At 67.1% G+C, this 15,431-nt stretch carries 14 protein-coding genes; 11 read left to right on the forward strand and 3 right to left on the reverse strand.

Features of this window, described 5'->3' with window-relative positions:
- The first annotated feature begins 7 nt into the window (after window positions 1-7).
- On the forward strand, window positions 8-313 hold the full coding sequence (locus E8F12_RS14820) for a multidrug efflux SMR transporter (protein WP_280326012.1): 306 nt from the start codon (window positions 8-10) through the stop codon (window positions 311-313).
- A gap of 152 nt (window positions 314-465) precedes the next feature.
- Here E8F12_RS14820 and E8F12_RS14825 read toward each other — a convergent pair whose 3' ends face one another.
- Complete coding sequence (locus E8F12_RS14825) at window positions 466-3,405, reverse strand: transglycosylase domain-containing protein (protein ID WP_280326099.1); 2,940 nt, start codon at window positions 3,403-3,405, stop codon at window positions 466-468.
- A 261-nt stretch (window positions 3,406-3,666) separates the two neighbouring features.
- Here E8F12_RS14825 and E8F12_RS14830 point away from each other — a divergent pair, with 261 nt between their 5' ends.
- From E8F12_RS14830 to E8F12_RS14875, 10 genes are all read left to right on the forward strand, one after another.
- Complete coding sequence (locus tag E8F12_RS14830; protein WP_280326013.1) at window positions 3,667-4,335, forward strand: class I SAM-dependent methyltransferase; 669 nt, start codon at window positions 3,667-3,669, stop codon at window positions 4,333-4,335.
- Window positions 4,336-4,565: 230 nt separating this feature from the next.
- Window positions 4,566-5,966: an amino acid permease gene (locus E8F12_RS14835; protein WP_280326014.1), complete on the forward strand. Its 1,401-nt coding sequence runs from the start codon at window positions 4,566-4,568 to the stop codon at window positions 5,964-5,966.
- 120 nt (window positions 5,967-6,086) lie between these two features.
- Window positions 6,087-6,494 carry a VOC family protein gene (locus E8F12_RS14840; RefSeq protein WP_280326015.1) on the forward strand — a complete coding sequence of 136 codons (408 nt, stop codon included), beginning with the start codon at window positions 6,087-6,089 and terminating at the stop codon, window positions 6,492-6,494.
- 76 nt (window positions 6,495-6,570) lie between these two features.
- Window positions 6,571-7,392: an aldo/keto reductase gene (locus E8F12_RS14845; RefSeq protein ID WP_280326016.1), complete on the forward strand. Its 822-nt coding sequence runs from the start codon at window positions 6,571-6,573 to the stop codon at window positions 7,390-7,392.
- A 190-nt stretch (window positions 7,393-7,582) separates the two neighbouring features.
- Window positions 7,583-8,362: an efflux RND transporter periplasmic adaptor subunit gene (locus E8F12_RS14850; RefSeq protein WP_280326017.1), complete on the forward strand. Its 780-nt coding sequence runs from the start codon at window positions 7,583-7,585 to the stop codon at window positions 8,360-8,362.
- Entirely contained in the window at window positions 8,359-9,678 is a 1,320-nt protein-coding gene (locus E8F12_RS14855; protein ID WP_280326018.1) for an HlyD family efflux transporter periplasmic adaptor subunit, read from the forward strand. The genes E8F12_RS14850 and E8F12_RS14855 overlap by 4 nt, the downstream gene beginning before the upstream one ends.
- Window positions 9,675-11,771 carry an HlyD family efflux transporter periplasmic adaptor subunit gene (locus E8F12_RS14860; protein ID WP_280326100.1) on the forward strand — a complete coding sequence of 699 codons (2,097 nt, stop codon included), beginning with the start codon at window positions 9,675-9,677 and terminating at the stop codon, window positions 11,769-11,771. The genes E8F12_RS14855 and E8F12_RS14860 overlap by 4 nt, the downstream gene beginning before the upstream one ends.
- A 38-nt stretch (window positions 11,772-11,809) precedes the next feature.
- The gene (locus E8F12_RS14865; RefSeq protein WP_280326019.1) at window positions 11,810-12,610 is read left to right on the forward strand and encodes an aspartyl/asparaginyl beta-hydroxylase domain-containing protein; all 801 of its coding nucleotides are present in this window, start codon (window positions 11,810-11,812) and stop codon (window positions 12,608-12,610) included.
- A gap of 2 nt (window positions 12,611-12,612) precedes the next feature.
- The gene (locus E8F12_RS14870) at window positions 12,613-13,572 is read left to right on the forward strand and encodes a sulfotransferase family protein (protein ID WP_280326020.1); all 960 of its coding nucleotides are present in this window, start codon (window positions 12,613-12,615) and stop codon (window positions 13,570-13,572) included.
- A 198-nt stretch (window positions 13,573-13,770) separates the two neighbouring features.
- Window positions 13,771-14,274: a GNAT family N-acetyltransferase gene (locus E8F12_RS14875; protein WP_280326021.1), complete on the forward strand. Its 504-nt coding sequence runs from the start codon at window positions 13,771-13,773 to the stop codon at window positions 14,272-14,274.
- Window positions 14,275-14,337: 63 nt separating this feature from the next.
- Here the strand turns inward: E8F12_RS14875 and E8F12_RS14880 are convergent, their stop codons facing one another.
- Together E8F12_RS14880 and E8F12_RS14885 are read right to left on the reverse strand one after the other, a co-directional pair.
- On the reverse strand, window positions 14,338-14,649 hold the full coding sequence (locus E8F12_RS14880; protein ID WP_280326022.1) for a hypothetical protein: 312 nt from the start codon (window positions 14,647-14,649) through the stop codon (window positions 14,338-14,340).
- 53 nt (window positions 14,650-14,702) lie between these two features.
- Window positions 14,703-15,290, reverse strand: a complete 588-nt coding sequence (locus E8F12_RS14885; protein WP_280326023.1) for a tail fiber protein — start codon at window positions 15,288-15,290, stop codon at window positions 14,703-14,705.
- Between the last annotated feature and the right edge of the window lie 141 nt (window positions 15,291-15,431).

Consider the following 15,431-nt stretch of genomic DNA (forward strand, 5'->3'; position numbering starts at 1 on the left):
CACGGCCATGGCCTGGATGTTCCTGCTGCTGGCGGCCTTCTTCGAAGTGCTGTTCGCCATGGGCATGAAGTACGCCGAAGGCTTCACCCGGCCCTGGCCCAGCCTGCTGGTGGTGGTGGCCGCGGTGGCCGGTATCTACTTCCTGACCCTGTCCATGCGGGTGCTGCCGGTGAGCATCGCCTACCCCATCTGGACCGCCATCGGCACCCTAGGCACCGTGCTGCTGGGCTTTCTGCTGCTGGGCGAGGCGCTGACGCCGGCGAAGCTGGTGTCGGTGGGGTTGATAGTCGTGGGGGTGGCGGGGCTACGGTAGGTTGTGGCTGAGCTCAGGGAAGCCCAACGATCGGGCCCGCTTCGCGTGCCATGTTGGGCTTCGTTCCTCAGCGCCAACCTACGGGGCGGCGGTGCCGCCCAATCGCGAATGAATTCGCCCCTACAGGCAGCGCGCAGCTCCAGCTTTCGGCTCTAGCGCCGGCTCACCTGCACCGCCGGCGCCAGGTCCTGGCACTGGGTGTTCAGGCCGGGTACCAGGTAGGGCTGGAGGATCGGCGCCATGCCCTTGAGCACTTGCACGGGCAGGGCGGAGGTGAAGCTGAACTTGTCGGCCTGGCTGCCTTCGACAAAGGCGGTCAGGGTGCCGAAGTGACGCGGCCCCAGGTAGAAGACGAAAGTGGCGGTGCGGTTCATCGGCTTGGAGCTCTTCACAGCGCCATAGCGGGTCACGGTCTGGATGCGGTTGTCGCCGGTGCCGGTCTTGCCTCCCAGCACCAGGGGGTGGCCGTCGGGCAGGGTGAAGCTGCCTTGCAGGCGCCGCGCGGTTCCGCCTTCCACCACCTTGGACAGTGCGTCGCGCAGGGTCGCGGCGACTTCCGACGTCATCACTCGCTTGCCTTCGCCGGTCTGGTGGCCCACCAGGGTCTCGTAGGGCGTATCGGCGGCGAAGTGCAGTTGGTCGATTCGCAGGGTGGGCTGGCGGATGCCGTCGTTGAGGACGATGCCCATCAGTTCGGCCAGGGCGGCCGGCCGGTCGCCGGAGCTGCCCAGGGCGGTGGCCAGCGACGCCACCAGGTGGTCGAAGGGGTAGCCCAGGCTCTTCCAGTGTTCGTGGATGTCGAGAAAGGCCTCGACCTCCAGCATGATGCGGATGCGTTTGTCGCGGGCATATTTGCGCTTGGACTTGAACAGCCAGCCATACACTTCACGGCGCTCGTCACCGCTGGCTTCCACGGCTTCGCGGTAGGTCGCCGTCGGGTGCGCCTGCAGGTAGCCCAGCAACCAGAGTTCCAGCGGGTGCACGCGGGCCACGTAGCCCTGGTCGTTGAGGTTGAAGGCGCCCGGTCCGTAGCGGGTGTAGAGGTCCTCGATGCGCTTGTCGGTCAGCGCCGGATTGGCCTTGGGCACCCGCTCGCGCATGAAGGCGGCGAAGGTGGCGAGGTCGGCCTGGGGCTGCAGGTAGCGGTGGATGGCGGCCATTCGCGCGCCCCAGGGGTTGAGGCCGTCGAGGAAGGTGGACAGACGCTGTTCCGCATCCTTGCCCTGGTACTTGTTCCAGAACCGGCGCAGGTAGGTCTGGCTTTCGCGGGAGATGAACAGGTCCAGGTAGCCCTGGCGGCGCGGGTCCTTGTCGTCGCTGAGCAGCTGCATCTTGCCGCCGTCGGGGCGGTACATGTCGTGCCGCACCAGGTCGCGCAGCAGCCGCACGAAGGGCAGGTTGATCGACTCGCGCAGGGCATCGCGCAGGGTCGGCCGGCGGTCGTTGTCTTCCTTGCGGAAGTTGTTGAAGGCATGCAGGCCGCCGCCGGTGAAGAAACTTTCATAGGGGCTGGCCGAATACTTGCGGTCCATGGCGCCCTGAAGCATGGCGGTGAGATCGCGGTCCTTGGTCTGGATCAGGTAGTCGATGGCCCAGCGGGTGATGAAATCGAGCTTGTCGACCGGCACCTTGCGCAACTCTTCCGGGGTCATGCCGGCATAGCGCCGATGCAGCGTGGCGACGTTCTCCAGGTAGGTGGCCAATACCCGCAGCTTGGCGGTGGAGCCCAGTTCCAGCTTGCTGCCCTCATTGATGTCGAAGGGTTGGTCGGTGTTGTCGGTCTGCACCCGCACGCGATTGCCGGACGGGGTGCGCTCGAAGAGGGTGAAGCTGTAGCGCACTTCGCGGGTCTTCTCCGGCGACAGCAGGCGTTCGCCGTAGAGGCCCACCTGTTCGGCGAAGGCCGGGTCGGCCAGTCGCCGCAGGTAGTCGGTGACGGCATTCTGCAGCTCGCTCTGCAGGGTGCTGCTGGCGGTGAGGTCGAGGCGATCGAGGTCGTAGAGCGGCATTTTCAGCAGGCCGGAGAGGCGGCTGCGGGCGACGCTGATGCCCTTGTTGGCTTCCACGCTCTGCATGGCCGGCTCTTCCACCCAGTTGCGGAAGCGCAGGCGCGCGCCGAGGGCGGCATCGCGCAGGGCAGGGTCAATGACCCCAGCGGCGGCCAGCACGCGGATATGGCTGTCGGTCAGGGCGTTCAGCTCTTCATGGGCGCTGGACAGGTAATAGGAAGGGCGGCGCTGGGCGATGAACAGCGAGAGCACCTGGCGCATGGCCAGGCCGCGCTCGGCAAGCCCACTGTCCTTGCTCGCCAGCACCTGGTTGACCTTGTTGAAATCCGCGCCGTACCAGACCCGCAGGCCGTCGGCGATGCCGTGCACCTCGCCATGCCCCGGCGCCGCCGACAGCGGCACGCTGTTGAGGTAGTCCATGACGATGCGTTCGCGTATGGCCAGGGTTTCCGGGCCGTTCCGGTAGGCGCGCACGCTGGCGGAGACCATCTGGCGGATCTTCTCGGCAGCCGAGACCGTACGGCCGAAGGGGGAGTGGCGATATTTCTCCAGCTGGGTGGCCAGGGTACTGCCGCCCGCGGACTGGCCGTCCAGGTCGATGGCCTTGCCCATCTGGGTCAGCGCCGCCTTGGAAAAGCGTGGCCAGTCAACAGCGGGGTTGGCCAGGGGTTCGTTGTGGTCCAGCAGCTTGCGGTTTTCGATGAACAGCAGGCTGCTCACCAACAGCGGCGGGATGCTGTCAAAGCTCGGGTAGCGCTGCTGCGGGTAGCTGAACTGGTAGAAGGGCAGCCCGCGGCAGTCGCAGATGCTGATGCCGGCCTGGACCTTTTCCCGGTAGGGCGGGAACAGTCCGCGCTCGGTGTAGTTGACCAGGGCCGGGGAGAAGCGGGCCTGCTGCTGGATCTCGAAGCCGCGCTTTTCCAGGCGGTCGAGCATCTGCGGCAGGAAGGCGTAGCCCAGGCGACGGTCGAAGGGACCGTCACCGGGGTACCTGATGGAATTACTCGGGCCGTCCCCCAGCTTGTAGCTCAGGGTGGCTGCGTAACGGCTGAATTCGCGTGCCTGGAACTTCGAAGTGCGCATTTCATGGGTGGCGGCCAGCCCCACTATGCCGACGGTCAGCAGGCAGACGCTCCAGAACAGCAAGCGGTGTTTGCGACGTGGCTTTTTCGGGGGAATGGCGGGGTCATTGAGATGACCTTGGGGTACCTCGTTTCTGGCTTCGTCGGATTGCCATATTGCGCCCATAGTCCACCGGCCTGGCCTGCTACCGCTCTTGCTTCCAATCTTAGTAGGTCGTTGGCCGGCTGCATGCCGGAGTGGCGGCAAAATGGGAGCGAATCAATGGCAGGCGATAATCGGAAGCAACTCAGTCACAGCTGGCGTGCCAACGCCCTGGCTTGGACCCGTGCGGTGCGGGAAAGTCGCATTGAAAGCAGGCAGCTGGCCACTGACCGGGCCATCATCGAGGCGGTGCTGGCGCGGCAGCCGGCGCGGGTGCTGGACCTCGGTTGCGGCGAGGGCTGGCTGTGCCGGGCCCTGGCCGGGGAGGGAGTGGAGGTGTTGGGCGTCGACGCTTCGGCACCTCTGGTGGACGCAGCGCGGGAGGCGGGCGGCGATTTCCTCTGTCTGGACTACGGCAAACTTCAGGCAGATCCCGGCCAATTGGGCCAATTTGCCGCGGTTGTGTGCAATTTCGCCTTGTTCGAGGAGCGGCTGGACCCGCTGCTGGCCGCCGTGCGTGCCCTCCTGGCGGCTGATGGCGTGCTGCTGATCCAGACCGTCCACCCCTGGCAGGCGCGAGGCCAGGAGGGTTACCGGGATGGCTGGCGATGCGAGGACTTCGCCGCTTTCGCAGGCGAGTTCCCGGAGCCCATGCCCTGGTACTTCCGCACCCTGGAGTCCTGGTGTGAACTGCTGCGGCGCAGTGGTTACCGGATCGAGACGCTGCGCGAGCCGGCACACCCGGATACCGGCGAGCCGCTGTCCCTGCTGCTGGAAGCGACAACGTAACCGCGAGACCGCAGCGAATGTGCTTTCTGTTACTCGTGTGCACCAAAAGTAGGCATGACGTTGCCTTTTCTTTATGCAAGACTCGCCGCCGATCTCGGACGCGTCCGCTCCCGCATGACTGTCCCGCCCCACAAGGACGGGCCTGTCAGGCGGCCAAGGGTCGTCACCACGCCCCGGTTATCCGGCTACGCGCCTGACTCCTCGACAACTACAAGATGAGGTACCACTGCATGTCCGTTGCTGATCATCAGCCACAACATGAATCGCTGCACCGAGACCTCGGTGAGCGGCATATTCGCCTGATGGCCCTGGGCGCCTGCATCGGCGTCGGCCTGTTCCTCGGTTCGGCCAAGGCGATCCAGATGGCCGGTCCGGCCATCATGCTCTCCTACATCATCGGCGGCCTCGCCATCCTGGTGATCATGCGCGCCCTCGGCGAAATGGCCGTGCACAACCCCGTGGCCGGCTCCTTCAGCCGCTACGCCCAGGACTACCTCGGCCCGCTGGCCGGTTTCCTCACCGGCTGGAACTACTGGTTCCTCTGGCTGGTGACCTGCGTGGCGGAAATCACCGCCGTGGCCATCTACATGGGCGTCTGGTTCCCCGAGGTGCCACGCTGGATCTGGGCCCTGGCGGCGCTGGTCAGCATGGGCAGCATCAACCTGATCGCCGTGCGCGCCTTCGGTGAGTTCGAGTTCTGGTTCGCCCTGATCAAGATCGTCACCATCATCGCCATGGTGGTCGCCGGCACCGGCATGATCGTCTTCGGCCTGGGTAACGACGGCGTCGCCACCGGCATCGCCAACCTCTGGGAACACGGCGGCTTCATGCCCAATGGCGTACAGGGCGTGCTGATGTCCCTGCAGATGGTCATGTTCGCCTACCTCGGCGTAGAGATGATCGGCCTCACCGCCGGCGAGGCGAAGAACCCGCAGAAGACCATTCCCCAGGCCATCGGCTCGGTGTTCTGGCGCATCCTGCTGTTCTATGTCGGCGCGCTGTTCGTGATCCTCTCGATTTATCCCTGGAACGAGATCGGCACCCAGGGCAGCCCCTTCGTGATGACCTTCGAGAGCCTGGGCATCAAGACCGCCGCCGGCATCATCAACTTCGTGGTGATCACCGCCGCGCTGAGCTCCTGCAACGGCGGCATCTTCAGCACCGGCCGCATGCTCTACAGCCTGGCCCAGCAAGGCCAGGCGCCGCGCGCCTTCGCCGTCACCTCCAATGGCGTGCCGCGCCGCGCCCTGCTGCTGTCCGGCGCCGCGCTGCTGCTGGGCGTGCTGCTGAACTACCTGGTGCCGGAGAAGGTATTCGTCTGGGTGACCTCCATCGCCACCTTCGGCGCGATCTGGACCTGGGCGATGATCCTGCTGGCGCAGCTGAAATTCCGCCGCAGCCTCAGCCCCGCCGAACAGGGCAAGCTGCAGTACCGCATGTGGCTGTTCCCGGTCAGCTCGTACCTGGCGATGGCGTTCCTGGTGCTGGTGGTCGGCCTGATGGCCTACTTCCCCGACACCCGCGTCGCCCTCTACGTGGGCCCGGCCTTCCTGGCCCTGCTGGTGGTGCTCTACAAGGTGTTCAACCTGGCGCCGGCCAAGGCCGCCGAGCCGGTTGGCGACGCCGCCTGACGCCTGCCTTCGCGATGACCATCGGGCCCGCCATGTGCGGGCCCGATGCATTCTGGGGGTTGGACCCCGGCGTAAGCGGCTAGGCTGAATCAATCCGTCTACTGAATGGAGGTCACCGCCATGGCCGGTTCTACAGCAATTCCCTGTCTGCGTTACCGCGACGCGCCCGCCGCCATCGCCTGGCTCTGTCGCACCTTCGGTTTCGTCGAGCACCTGGTGGTGGCTGAACAGGACGACAGCATCGCCCACGCCCAGCTCAACCTCGGCGGCGGCATGGTCATGCTCGGCTCGGTGCGCGACAACGAGTACGGTCGCCAGCTACAGCAGCCCGACGAGGCCGGTGGGCTGGGCAGCCAGGGCATCTACCTGGTGGTGGCCGACGTCGATGCCGTGCATGCCCGCGCCCTGGCCGCCGGCGCCACAATCGTCCTGCCGCTGAAGGATGAGGACTACGGCGGCCGCGGCTTCAGCTGCCGCGACCCGGAAGGCCACCTGTGGAGCATCGGTTCCTACGACCCCTGGGCTTGAGCCGTGCCATGCATTGCCGGAATATCGCGCCCCAGCTGCCGGCAATCCACTGAACGGACTTCCTGAGGACCGAGCCATGCACAGCATTACCTTCCCCGACGGCACCCGGGTGCCCGCCATTGGCCAGGGCACCTGGCACATGGGCGAGAGCCGCAGCGAGCGCAAGCGCGAAATCGCGGCCCTGCGGCAGGGCCTGGACCTGGGCCTGAAACTGATCGATACCGCCGAGATGTACGCCGAAGGCGGCGCCGAGGAGGTGGTGGGCGAAGCCATCGCCGGCCTGCGCGACGAGGTCTTCCTGGTCAGCAAGGTCTATCCCTGGAACGCCAGTCGCAAGGGCACCGCCCTGGCTTGCGAGAGCAGCCTCAGGCGACTTGGCACCGACCACCTCGACCTCTACCTGCTGCACTGGCGCGGCGAGCATCCGCTGGAGGAGACCGTCGAAGCCTTCGAGCGCCTGCGCGAGCAGGGCAAGATCGCCCGCTGGGGCGTCTCCAACCTCGATCTCGACGACCTCCATGAACTGCCCCCCGGTTGCGCCGCCAACCAGGTGCTCTACAACCCCGAGGCGCGCGGCGTCGAGTTCGGCCTGCTGCCCTTCCAGCAGCAACAGGGCGTACCGCTCATGGCGTACTGCCCGGTGGGGCAGGGCGGCAAGCTGCTGCGCAATGCCGCTCTCCAGGAAGTGGCCCGCCGCCATGCCGCCAGCCCCGCCCAGGTCGCCCTGGCCTGGGCCCTGCGCCAGGATGGGGTGATGGTCATTCCCAAGGCCGTCGCCCCGGCGCATATCCGACAGAACGCCGAAGCCCATCGGCTCGAACTCAGCGCCGACGACCTGGCGCTGATCGACCACAGCTTCCCGCCGCCCCGGCGCAAGGGGCCATTGGAGATGGTCTGAGGTCCGGCTTTCTACGGGCCGAGCGCAACGACCTCGGCACACAATCTGTTGGGCTTCGCTGCGCTCCGCACCAACCTAGGACGAGCAGGGTCATTTTCGGCCAAAATCCTCGGAAACCTCCTTCGTTTCCGTTCCTATTGTCCGATAGCTCTCATAGACTCTTGCCCAGCTCTTTCCAGGGAAGGTCCTTATGAAACGCACGCTGTGGACGCTGTTGGGCTTGGTGGGACTGGTCGCGACTTCCTGGGCCGAGGAACCGCCCGCGCAGGACCCGCTGCTCGACGCTCCGGCAGCGGCTGCCTCCGCCAGCAGCGACGCCCGCGGCGTGCTGCGTGCCCGCCACCAGGCGGTGCTGGCCAGCGAATTGGCCGGACGCATTGTCGAAATGCCCTATGCCGAAGGTCAGGCGTTCAAGAAGGGCGAGGTGCTGGTGCGCTTCGACTGCAGCGCCTACCAGGCCCAACTGAACGCGGCCAACGCTGCCGTGCGCGCGGCGCGGGAAGAGCTCCGGAACAAACAGCAATTGGCGGCCCTCAACTCGGTGGGACGCTTCGAAGTGGCCCTGGCCGAGGCGCGCCAGGCCCAGTCCCAGGCCGAGGCCCAGGTCTACCAGGTGCAGGTGCAGCGCTGCCAGGTAAAAGCACCCTTTGACGGCCAGGTGGTGGCGCGCAAAGTGCAGCCCCACGAGAGCGTGGCCAGCGGCGCGCCGCTGCTGGAAGTTGTGGATAACCGCACCCTTGAGATCCACCTGCTGGTGCCCTCGCGCTGGCTGAACCGGCTCAAGCCGGATCAGGCCTTCAGCTTCGTTCCCGATGAAACTGGTCAACCCTTGCAGGCGGTGGTCAAGCGCCTGGGCGCGCGGATCGACGAAGGCAGCCAGACCCTGCTGCTGATCGGCGGCCTGCCGGACGACGCCCCGGGCCTGCTGGCCGGCATGAGCGGCACCGCGCACTTCCCGGAGACGCCATGAGCGCGGCCCTGCCCGGAGCCGCCGAGCGCGTCTTCGCGCTCTTTCTCGGCCTGGAGAAGCAGGCCCGCCAGGCCGCCAGCACCGAGCAACTGGCGTTCTGCATGGTCAACGACGGCCAGTCGCTGTTCGGTTTCCGCCATGCCGCGCTGCTGATCGCCGGCAAGGTGCAGGCCCTCACCGGCATCAGCCTGGTGGAGCCCAACGCCCCCTTTGTGGCCTTCGTCGAACGCGCTGCCGGGCAGTTGCTCGGCCAGGGCCAGTTGGACGAGCCCCGCGCTGTCGACGCAACGCTGCTGGACGAGCAATCCCGCGCCGACTGGCAGGCGCTGTCCGCCGCCCGGGCGTTCTGGCTGCCATTGAAGGACCGGGGCGGCGAAGTTTTCGGCGGCCTCTGGCTGGCTCGCGACCAGGCCTTCAACGACGCCGAACAGGCCCTGCTGGCCCAGCTCGGCGATATGTACGCCCACGCCTGGCTGGCCCTGCAGCCGCGCAAGCCCTGGCGCCTGCGCTGGCCGAAGAAGAAGCTCCTGGCCATTGCCAGCGGCCTCTGCCTGCTGCTCCTGCTGCCGGTTCGCCAGTCGGTGCTGGCGCCGGCAGAAGTGGTGCCCCTGGGCGGTCGGGTGGTGGCTGCGCCGCTGGAGGGGGTGATAGCCGAGTTCCTGGTCAAACCCAACCAGAGCGTGGCCGCCGGCGACCTGCTGGTGCGCTTCGACGCCACCAGCCTCAAAGCCCAGGCCGACGTCGCCGAGCGCGCCCTCGGTGTGGCCGAAGCGGAGCTCAAGGCAAACAGCCAGCGCGCCTTCGCCGATGCCGAATCCAGCGCGCGCATCGACCTGCTGGCGGCGCGGGTGGAGCAGAAGCGCGCCGAGCGTGACTACGCCCGCCAGTTGCTGGCGCGCAGCGAAGTGCGCGCCGAACGCGCCGGCATCGCGGTGTTTGCCGATGCCGAACGCTGGACCGGCAAACCGGTGCAGACCGGCGAACGCCTGATGCAGATCGCCGACCCGGCCCAGGCCGAGTTGCGCATCGAGCTGCCAGTGGGGGACGCCATCGCCCTGCAGCCTGGCGCCGAGGTGGCGCTATTCCTCGACAGCGATCCGCTCGACCGCCACAGCGCACGGCTCGAACGCGCCGCCTATGAAGCCCAGGCCACCGCCGCTGGGCAACTGGCCTACCGTCTTGATGCCGCCTTCGCCGAAGCGCCACCACGCATCGGCCTGCGTGGCACCGCCAAATTGTTCGGCGAGCGCGCGCCGCTGGCCTATTACCTGCTGCGCCGGCCCCTGGCGGCGCTGCGCCAGGGGCTGGGCTTCTGATGCTGCCGGCCCTGCGCCCCGATCTGCAGCTGTCGCCAGCCGCCCCCGGCTTGGACGGCGCGCCCCAGTGGACCTTGGCCGACCCGTTGCGCGGGCGTTACTTCAAGCTCGGCGCCGCCGCCGTACGCCTGCTGCGCCACTGGGCCCTGAGCGATCCGCAGCGGGTACTGAACGCGGCCAACGCCGAGCCGGGCCTGCCCCTGGGCGCCGCCGAACTGGAAGAGTTGCTGCGCTTTCTCCGTGGCCATGACCTGATCGCCGCGCTGGACGGGGAACAGCGCGCCAGCTATGGCGCCAAGGCTGCCTCTCAGCGGCAGAGCCTCGCGAAACGGGTGCTGCACCAGTACCTGTTCTTCCGTATTCCGTTGTGGCGCCCGGATGCCTTCCTCAACCGTGCCTGGCCCGTGCTGCAGCGCAATGGCCGCTGGCTGCTGCGCTGGGGGCTACCGCTGGTATTCGCTCTCGGCCTGTTCCTGGTGGCGCGCGACTGGGAGCGCTTCCTCGCCACCTTCCCGCATCTGTTCAGCCTGGGCGGCGCCATGGCTTTCGGGATCGCCCTGACTTTCGCCAAGCTCTGCCACGAGTTCGGCCACGCCTTCATGGCCAAGCGCGCCGGCTGCCGGGTGCAGAGCATGGGCCTGGCGTTCATGGTGCTGCTGCCGATGTTCTATACCGACGTCAGCGACGCCTGGCGGGTCAACGACCGCCGCTCGCGGCTGTTGATCGGCGCCGGCGGCGTGCTGGCCGAACTGGTGCTGGCGGTGCTGGCGCTGCTGGCCTGGTCGCTGCTGCCGGATGGCCCGCTGCGCACCTCGGCCTTCATGCTCGCCAGCGCCACCTGGATCACCACCCTGGTGATCAACCTCAACCCCTTCATGCGCTTCGATGGCTACTTCCTACTCAGCGACCTCTGGGCTGTGGATAACCTCCAGGCGCGGGCCTTCGCGCTTTGCCGCTGGCGCCTGCGCGAGGCGCTGTTCGGCTACGGCGAGCCCATGCCCGAACCCTGGCAACCGGCCATGACGCGGCGCTTGCTGGCCTGGGGCTACGGCGCCTGGCTGTGGCGTGCGGTGCTGTTCTTCGGCATCGCCCTGGCGGTCTACCACCTGTTCTTCAAGGTACTGGGCATCTTCCTGATGCTGGTGGAGTTGGTCTGGTTCATCGGCCTGCCGATCTGGAAGGAGCTGCGCGAATGGTGGCAGCGCCGCGACCAGGCGCAGCCGGGCAAGGTGCTGCTGACCGGCGCCGGGCTGTTCGTCCTGCTGGCGTTGCTGATGTTGCCCTGGCGCAGCTCGGTGGAAGTGCCGGCCCTGCTGGAAGCCTCCCGCACCACGGCCCTGCACGCGCCGCTCGCGGCGCGGTTGAAGCAGCTGCACGTGGTGGACGGCCAGGCGGTGGGGCAGGGCGACCTGCTGCTGGAGCTGGAGTCCCCCGACCTGGACTCGCGCCAGGCCATCGTTCGCCGCGAAATCGAAATCCTCCAGCTGCAGCTGCGCCGCCAGGCCGGACGCAGCGAAACGGCGGCCGACGCCGGCATCCTCGAACAGCGCCTGGCCGAGGCCGTGGCCGAGTACCGTGGCCTCGCCGCCCAGCGGGAGCGCCTGCAGCTGCGCGCGCCCCAGGCCGGGGTGGTACGCGACCTGCTGCCGGACCTCACGGCCGGCCGCTGGCTCAGCCCCGCCGATGCGCTGGCGCGGGTGGTGGAGCCTGGCCTGCGCCTGCGTGGCTACCTGGCTGAAGAAGAGCTCTGGCGTGTCGAGCCCGGCGCCGAAGGGCGCTTCATCGCCGACGACCCGGCACGCCCGGCGCTGCCGGTGCGGCTGGACGAAGTGGATGCCACCGGCGTCGCTTACCTGGAGCTGGAAGCCCTGAGTTCCGACCACCACGGCCCGATTGCCGTACGTCGCGACGCCCAGCAGCGTGCCGAGCCGGTTCAGGCCCAGTACGGCGCGCGCCTGAGCCTGCTGGATGCTTCGATCCAGCCGGCCCAGCCCCTGCGCGGTGTGGTGGTGCTGGATGGGCAGGGGCAGTCGCTGCTCGGCTTCACCTGGCTCCGGCTGGCCGCGCTCGGGGTCAGAGAAAGCGGTTTCTGAGGCAAGGCCACCCACCACACAGGAGCAAGGACGGTTCCATGACAACGCCACCACTACCGGTCTGCTCGCGTCTGCCTCTGCGTTTCGAGCTGGCGCCCCTGTTGGAGGCGCTGGCGCGGGTAGACGCCGGCGCATGGCAGGGGCACTTCAACACCGGTTACTACGAGGGCGACTGGAGCGGCGTCGCCCTGATCACACCCGAGGACGCGCCATTGCCGCTGGCCCCCGGCCAGGGGGCGCCGAGGCGCAGCGGCTGGTGGCAACAGGAGGCGGCCTGGAACGACCTGCTGGCTGCCTTCCGCACCACGGTGCGCAGTGCACGCCTGCTGCGCCTGGGGCCGGGCTCGCGCATCCATGAACACTGCGACCCCGACCTGGGCCTGCCGGGCAGCGACCTGCGCCTGCACATTCCGCTGCTGAGCCCGCCGGGGGTGGAATTCCTCGTCGATAGTCTGCAGGTGCCGATGCGACCCGGCGAATGCTGGTTCCTCGACCTGTCCCGCCCGCACCGTGTGGATAACCCCGGCCCCGGCGAGCGCATCCACCTGGTGCTGGATTGCCAGCCCAATGACTGGCTGCTTGCGGGTGTCCGCCAAGGGTTGCCGGACACCCCCGCGTTGCAGCCGGGGAGGGCGGTGCAGGCGTTCGCAGAATTCCGCCGGCAGGTGGAAGGGGATGGCGCGCTTGCCCGGCAACTGCAGGGCCTGACCGATGTGCGCGACTTCATCCGCGAAACGCTGCGACTGGGCGCGGAACTGGGCCTGCCCTTTGCCGAGGCGGAAGTCCGCGCGGCCATGCGCCAGGGCAAGCAGGCATGGAGCGAACAATGGAAGGCTTGAGCATGAGCGAAGACCTGCACGGCTGGTTGCCCATCCGCGCCTGGTGGCGTGGCGGCGAGTGGCGGGCGGACTGGTGCTGGTTCGGCGAGCAGCAACTGAGCCGGCCATTCTTCCGTGACGACGTGGAACTGGCCCTGCGCCTGCCCTTCAACCAGGCCTTTTGCCGCGACACCCCGCTGGCGACCTTGCTCGACTGGCAGGCCGCCAGCCCCGGCCTGGCTCCTGGCGCCTTGATCTTCCACGCCTCGCGCTGCGGCTCTACCTTGCTGGCGCAGCTGCTCGCCGGCATCGAACGCAACATTGTGCTGTCCGAGCCGCCGCCGCTGGACAGCCTGTTGCGCGCGCACTTCCTCGATCCCGAAGCGGCCACGCAGCAGGCCGACTGGGTGCGCGCTCTTATGTCAGCCTACGGCCAGCGCCGGCGCGGCATTGAAGAACGGCTGGTAATCAAGCTCGATGCCTGGAACGTCTTCGAGGCACCGCTGCTGAGCGAGCTCTACCCGGACACGCCGCGCATCTTCCTCTACCGCGACCCGCTGGAAATCGTCGTCTCGCAACTACGCCAGCCCGGCATGCACAGCGTGCCGGGCTTGCTGGGCCCCTCGGCGCTGGACTTTTCCGAGGAAGACGCCCAGGCCATTTCGCCGCTGGAATTCATCAGCCGCAGCATCGGCCGCATCCTCGAACAGGGTCTGGAACTGTGCCGGCGCCACGGCGCTGTGCCGGTCAACTACAGCGAACTGCCCGACGCCCTCTGGAGCCGCCTGGCGCCCCTGTTCGACGTGCGCGAAGCCGATGTGCCGCGCATGCGGGAGATGGCCGCCTTCGACGCCAAGCAGCCGGCCATGTGGTTCAGCGCCGATAGCCAGCGCAAGCGCGAGGCGGCCGATGACCGGGTGCGCGAAGCGGTGGATCGCTGGGCCCGCGCGCCCTACGAATCCCTGGAGGGGCTGCGTCGTTAGAGTAGAAACTTCATGCGAATGTCTAGGAATTACCTATTGATCCTTGCGAAAACATTGGCGAGTGACAGGCAGCCCGAGACAGCCGTTGCGTGGCGTGGTGGTGCTGCAGGGGCGTCGCGAGTGGCCTGGCGGCGTCTGGCGGCGCTGGACGTCAGGGAAAGTGGGTTCTGAAGACAGGGAATTTCAGGGAGAACGCGAATGCTGCACAACGACTCAGCCATGTCCGACGGTCTGGTGGTCCGCCCGTCGCGGCCCACCGACGGGCCGTTTCTGCAAAGCCTTTACCGTTCGGCACGCAGCGATCTGCAATGGATCGATGGCGAACAGGAGCAGGTCGAACAGGTGATCGCCCAGCAGTTCCAGATCCAGGAGCGGGGCGCGGGCGAGAACTTCCCCAACGCCATGCACTACGTGATCGAGAAGCTCGGCACCGCCATCGGTGCCTTGACCACCGATTTCGGCCCCAATGAAATCCGCGTGCTGTACCTGGCGTTCATCCCTGCCGCCCGCGGCCGGGGATATGGCCGCACCGTATTGCAAGGCGTGCAGAAAGCCGCTGAGCAGGTCCGCTGCCCGGTGGCTACTGTGGTCTGGGCCAGCAACCCGCATGCGCGCCGGCATTACCTGGCGCTGGGGTTTCAGGTCGAGGAAGCCAACCCGGCGGCCGAGCGGCTGGTCTGGTATCCCGGCCAGCGCAAATGACCGGCGCAAGCTGGCGCAGAGGTTGAGCCAGTGCCTGGGACGGAGTCTTCAGGCACTGCGATTTCAGTTGAAGGCGATAAAGAAATACGCCAGCGCCGGATCGCGGCCCAGGGCCGGCACCCTTGAGACGAACATGTCTTGCAGGAGGCCGAATCCGGGCAGCTCCAGGTCGCACAAGCCGTCGACGAAAGAGGTCGGCTCCAGGCTGTTCAGCTCGACGCAGAAGGGCATGCGCGAACTGTTCGGCATGCGTGCCTGCGGCGTGTCCTTGATGGACTCGATATGGATCGGCAAGACGCTGCCGTCCGGTAGCAACAGATTGCAGGTTTGCCCCAGCAATGGCTGGAAATGCTCACTTTGCAGCAGATGCAGCATGGCGTGACTCCTGGCCGGAAAAAGGGCCGGGGGATTTCCCCCCGGCGCGAACTTCAATTGCGCGACGGGAACAGGCCGTTCAGGGCCACGCTGAAGTTGATCACCAGGAACGGGTTCATCACCTCTAGCGGCAGTCCGTTACCGGCGGGCGCGATAGTGCCGGAGATAGCAGTACTGACCCCTTGGAGCGGCACCGGCGTGGCGCCCTGTTGGTCGGAATAGATCGTGGCGGTACCCGGCCCGCCAGCGGAGGTACCGATAAACGAGTTGGTTGCCGTCGGGACACTGACCGGGTTGCTGGCGGGGTTGGCCAGTTGCACCGTGGTGGCGGCGCTCAGGCTGGCGAGGGTATGGGTGTGGGAGGGCAGGTTGTTGAGGGTGGGGGTGACGTTTTCGGTGCCGGAAACTTCGCCAATGACCCGTGGCGTCAGGCCGAGCCCGTTACCCTGGCCGATGGGAAGCCGTCCTTGCAGGTTCGGCAACTGGAAATTGGTGGTGCCATTGCCACCGTAGTAAGTCCCCAGCAGCGAAAACAGCGCCTGGTACTGCGAGATCCCTAGCGTCTGCCCATAACACGAGGCCCAGCCGTTAGGGGGGAAGTTAAAGGAAAAAGCTTGAATGGTGCCCATGAACACTTCCATAGTTTTTTATCCTTCAGGTTAATCTGCGTTACTCCCTGAGCCGGTCCCTGGTGTCTGGCCTGACAGCTTGACCGATACGGTCAGAACGCCAGGCTGGCTCGTTGACAGCATCGGATAGCGTAGACACTCTTCCGCCTGTCG

Origin of the sequence: Pseudomonas sp. BN102 (assembly GCF_029871245.1) — a bacterium.
Taxonomy (GTDB): domain Bacteria; phylum Pseudomonadota; class Gammaproteobacteria; order Pseudomonadales; family Pseudomonadaceae; genus Metapseudomonas.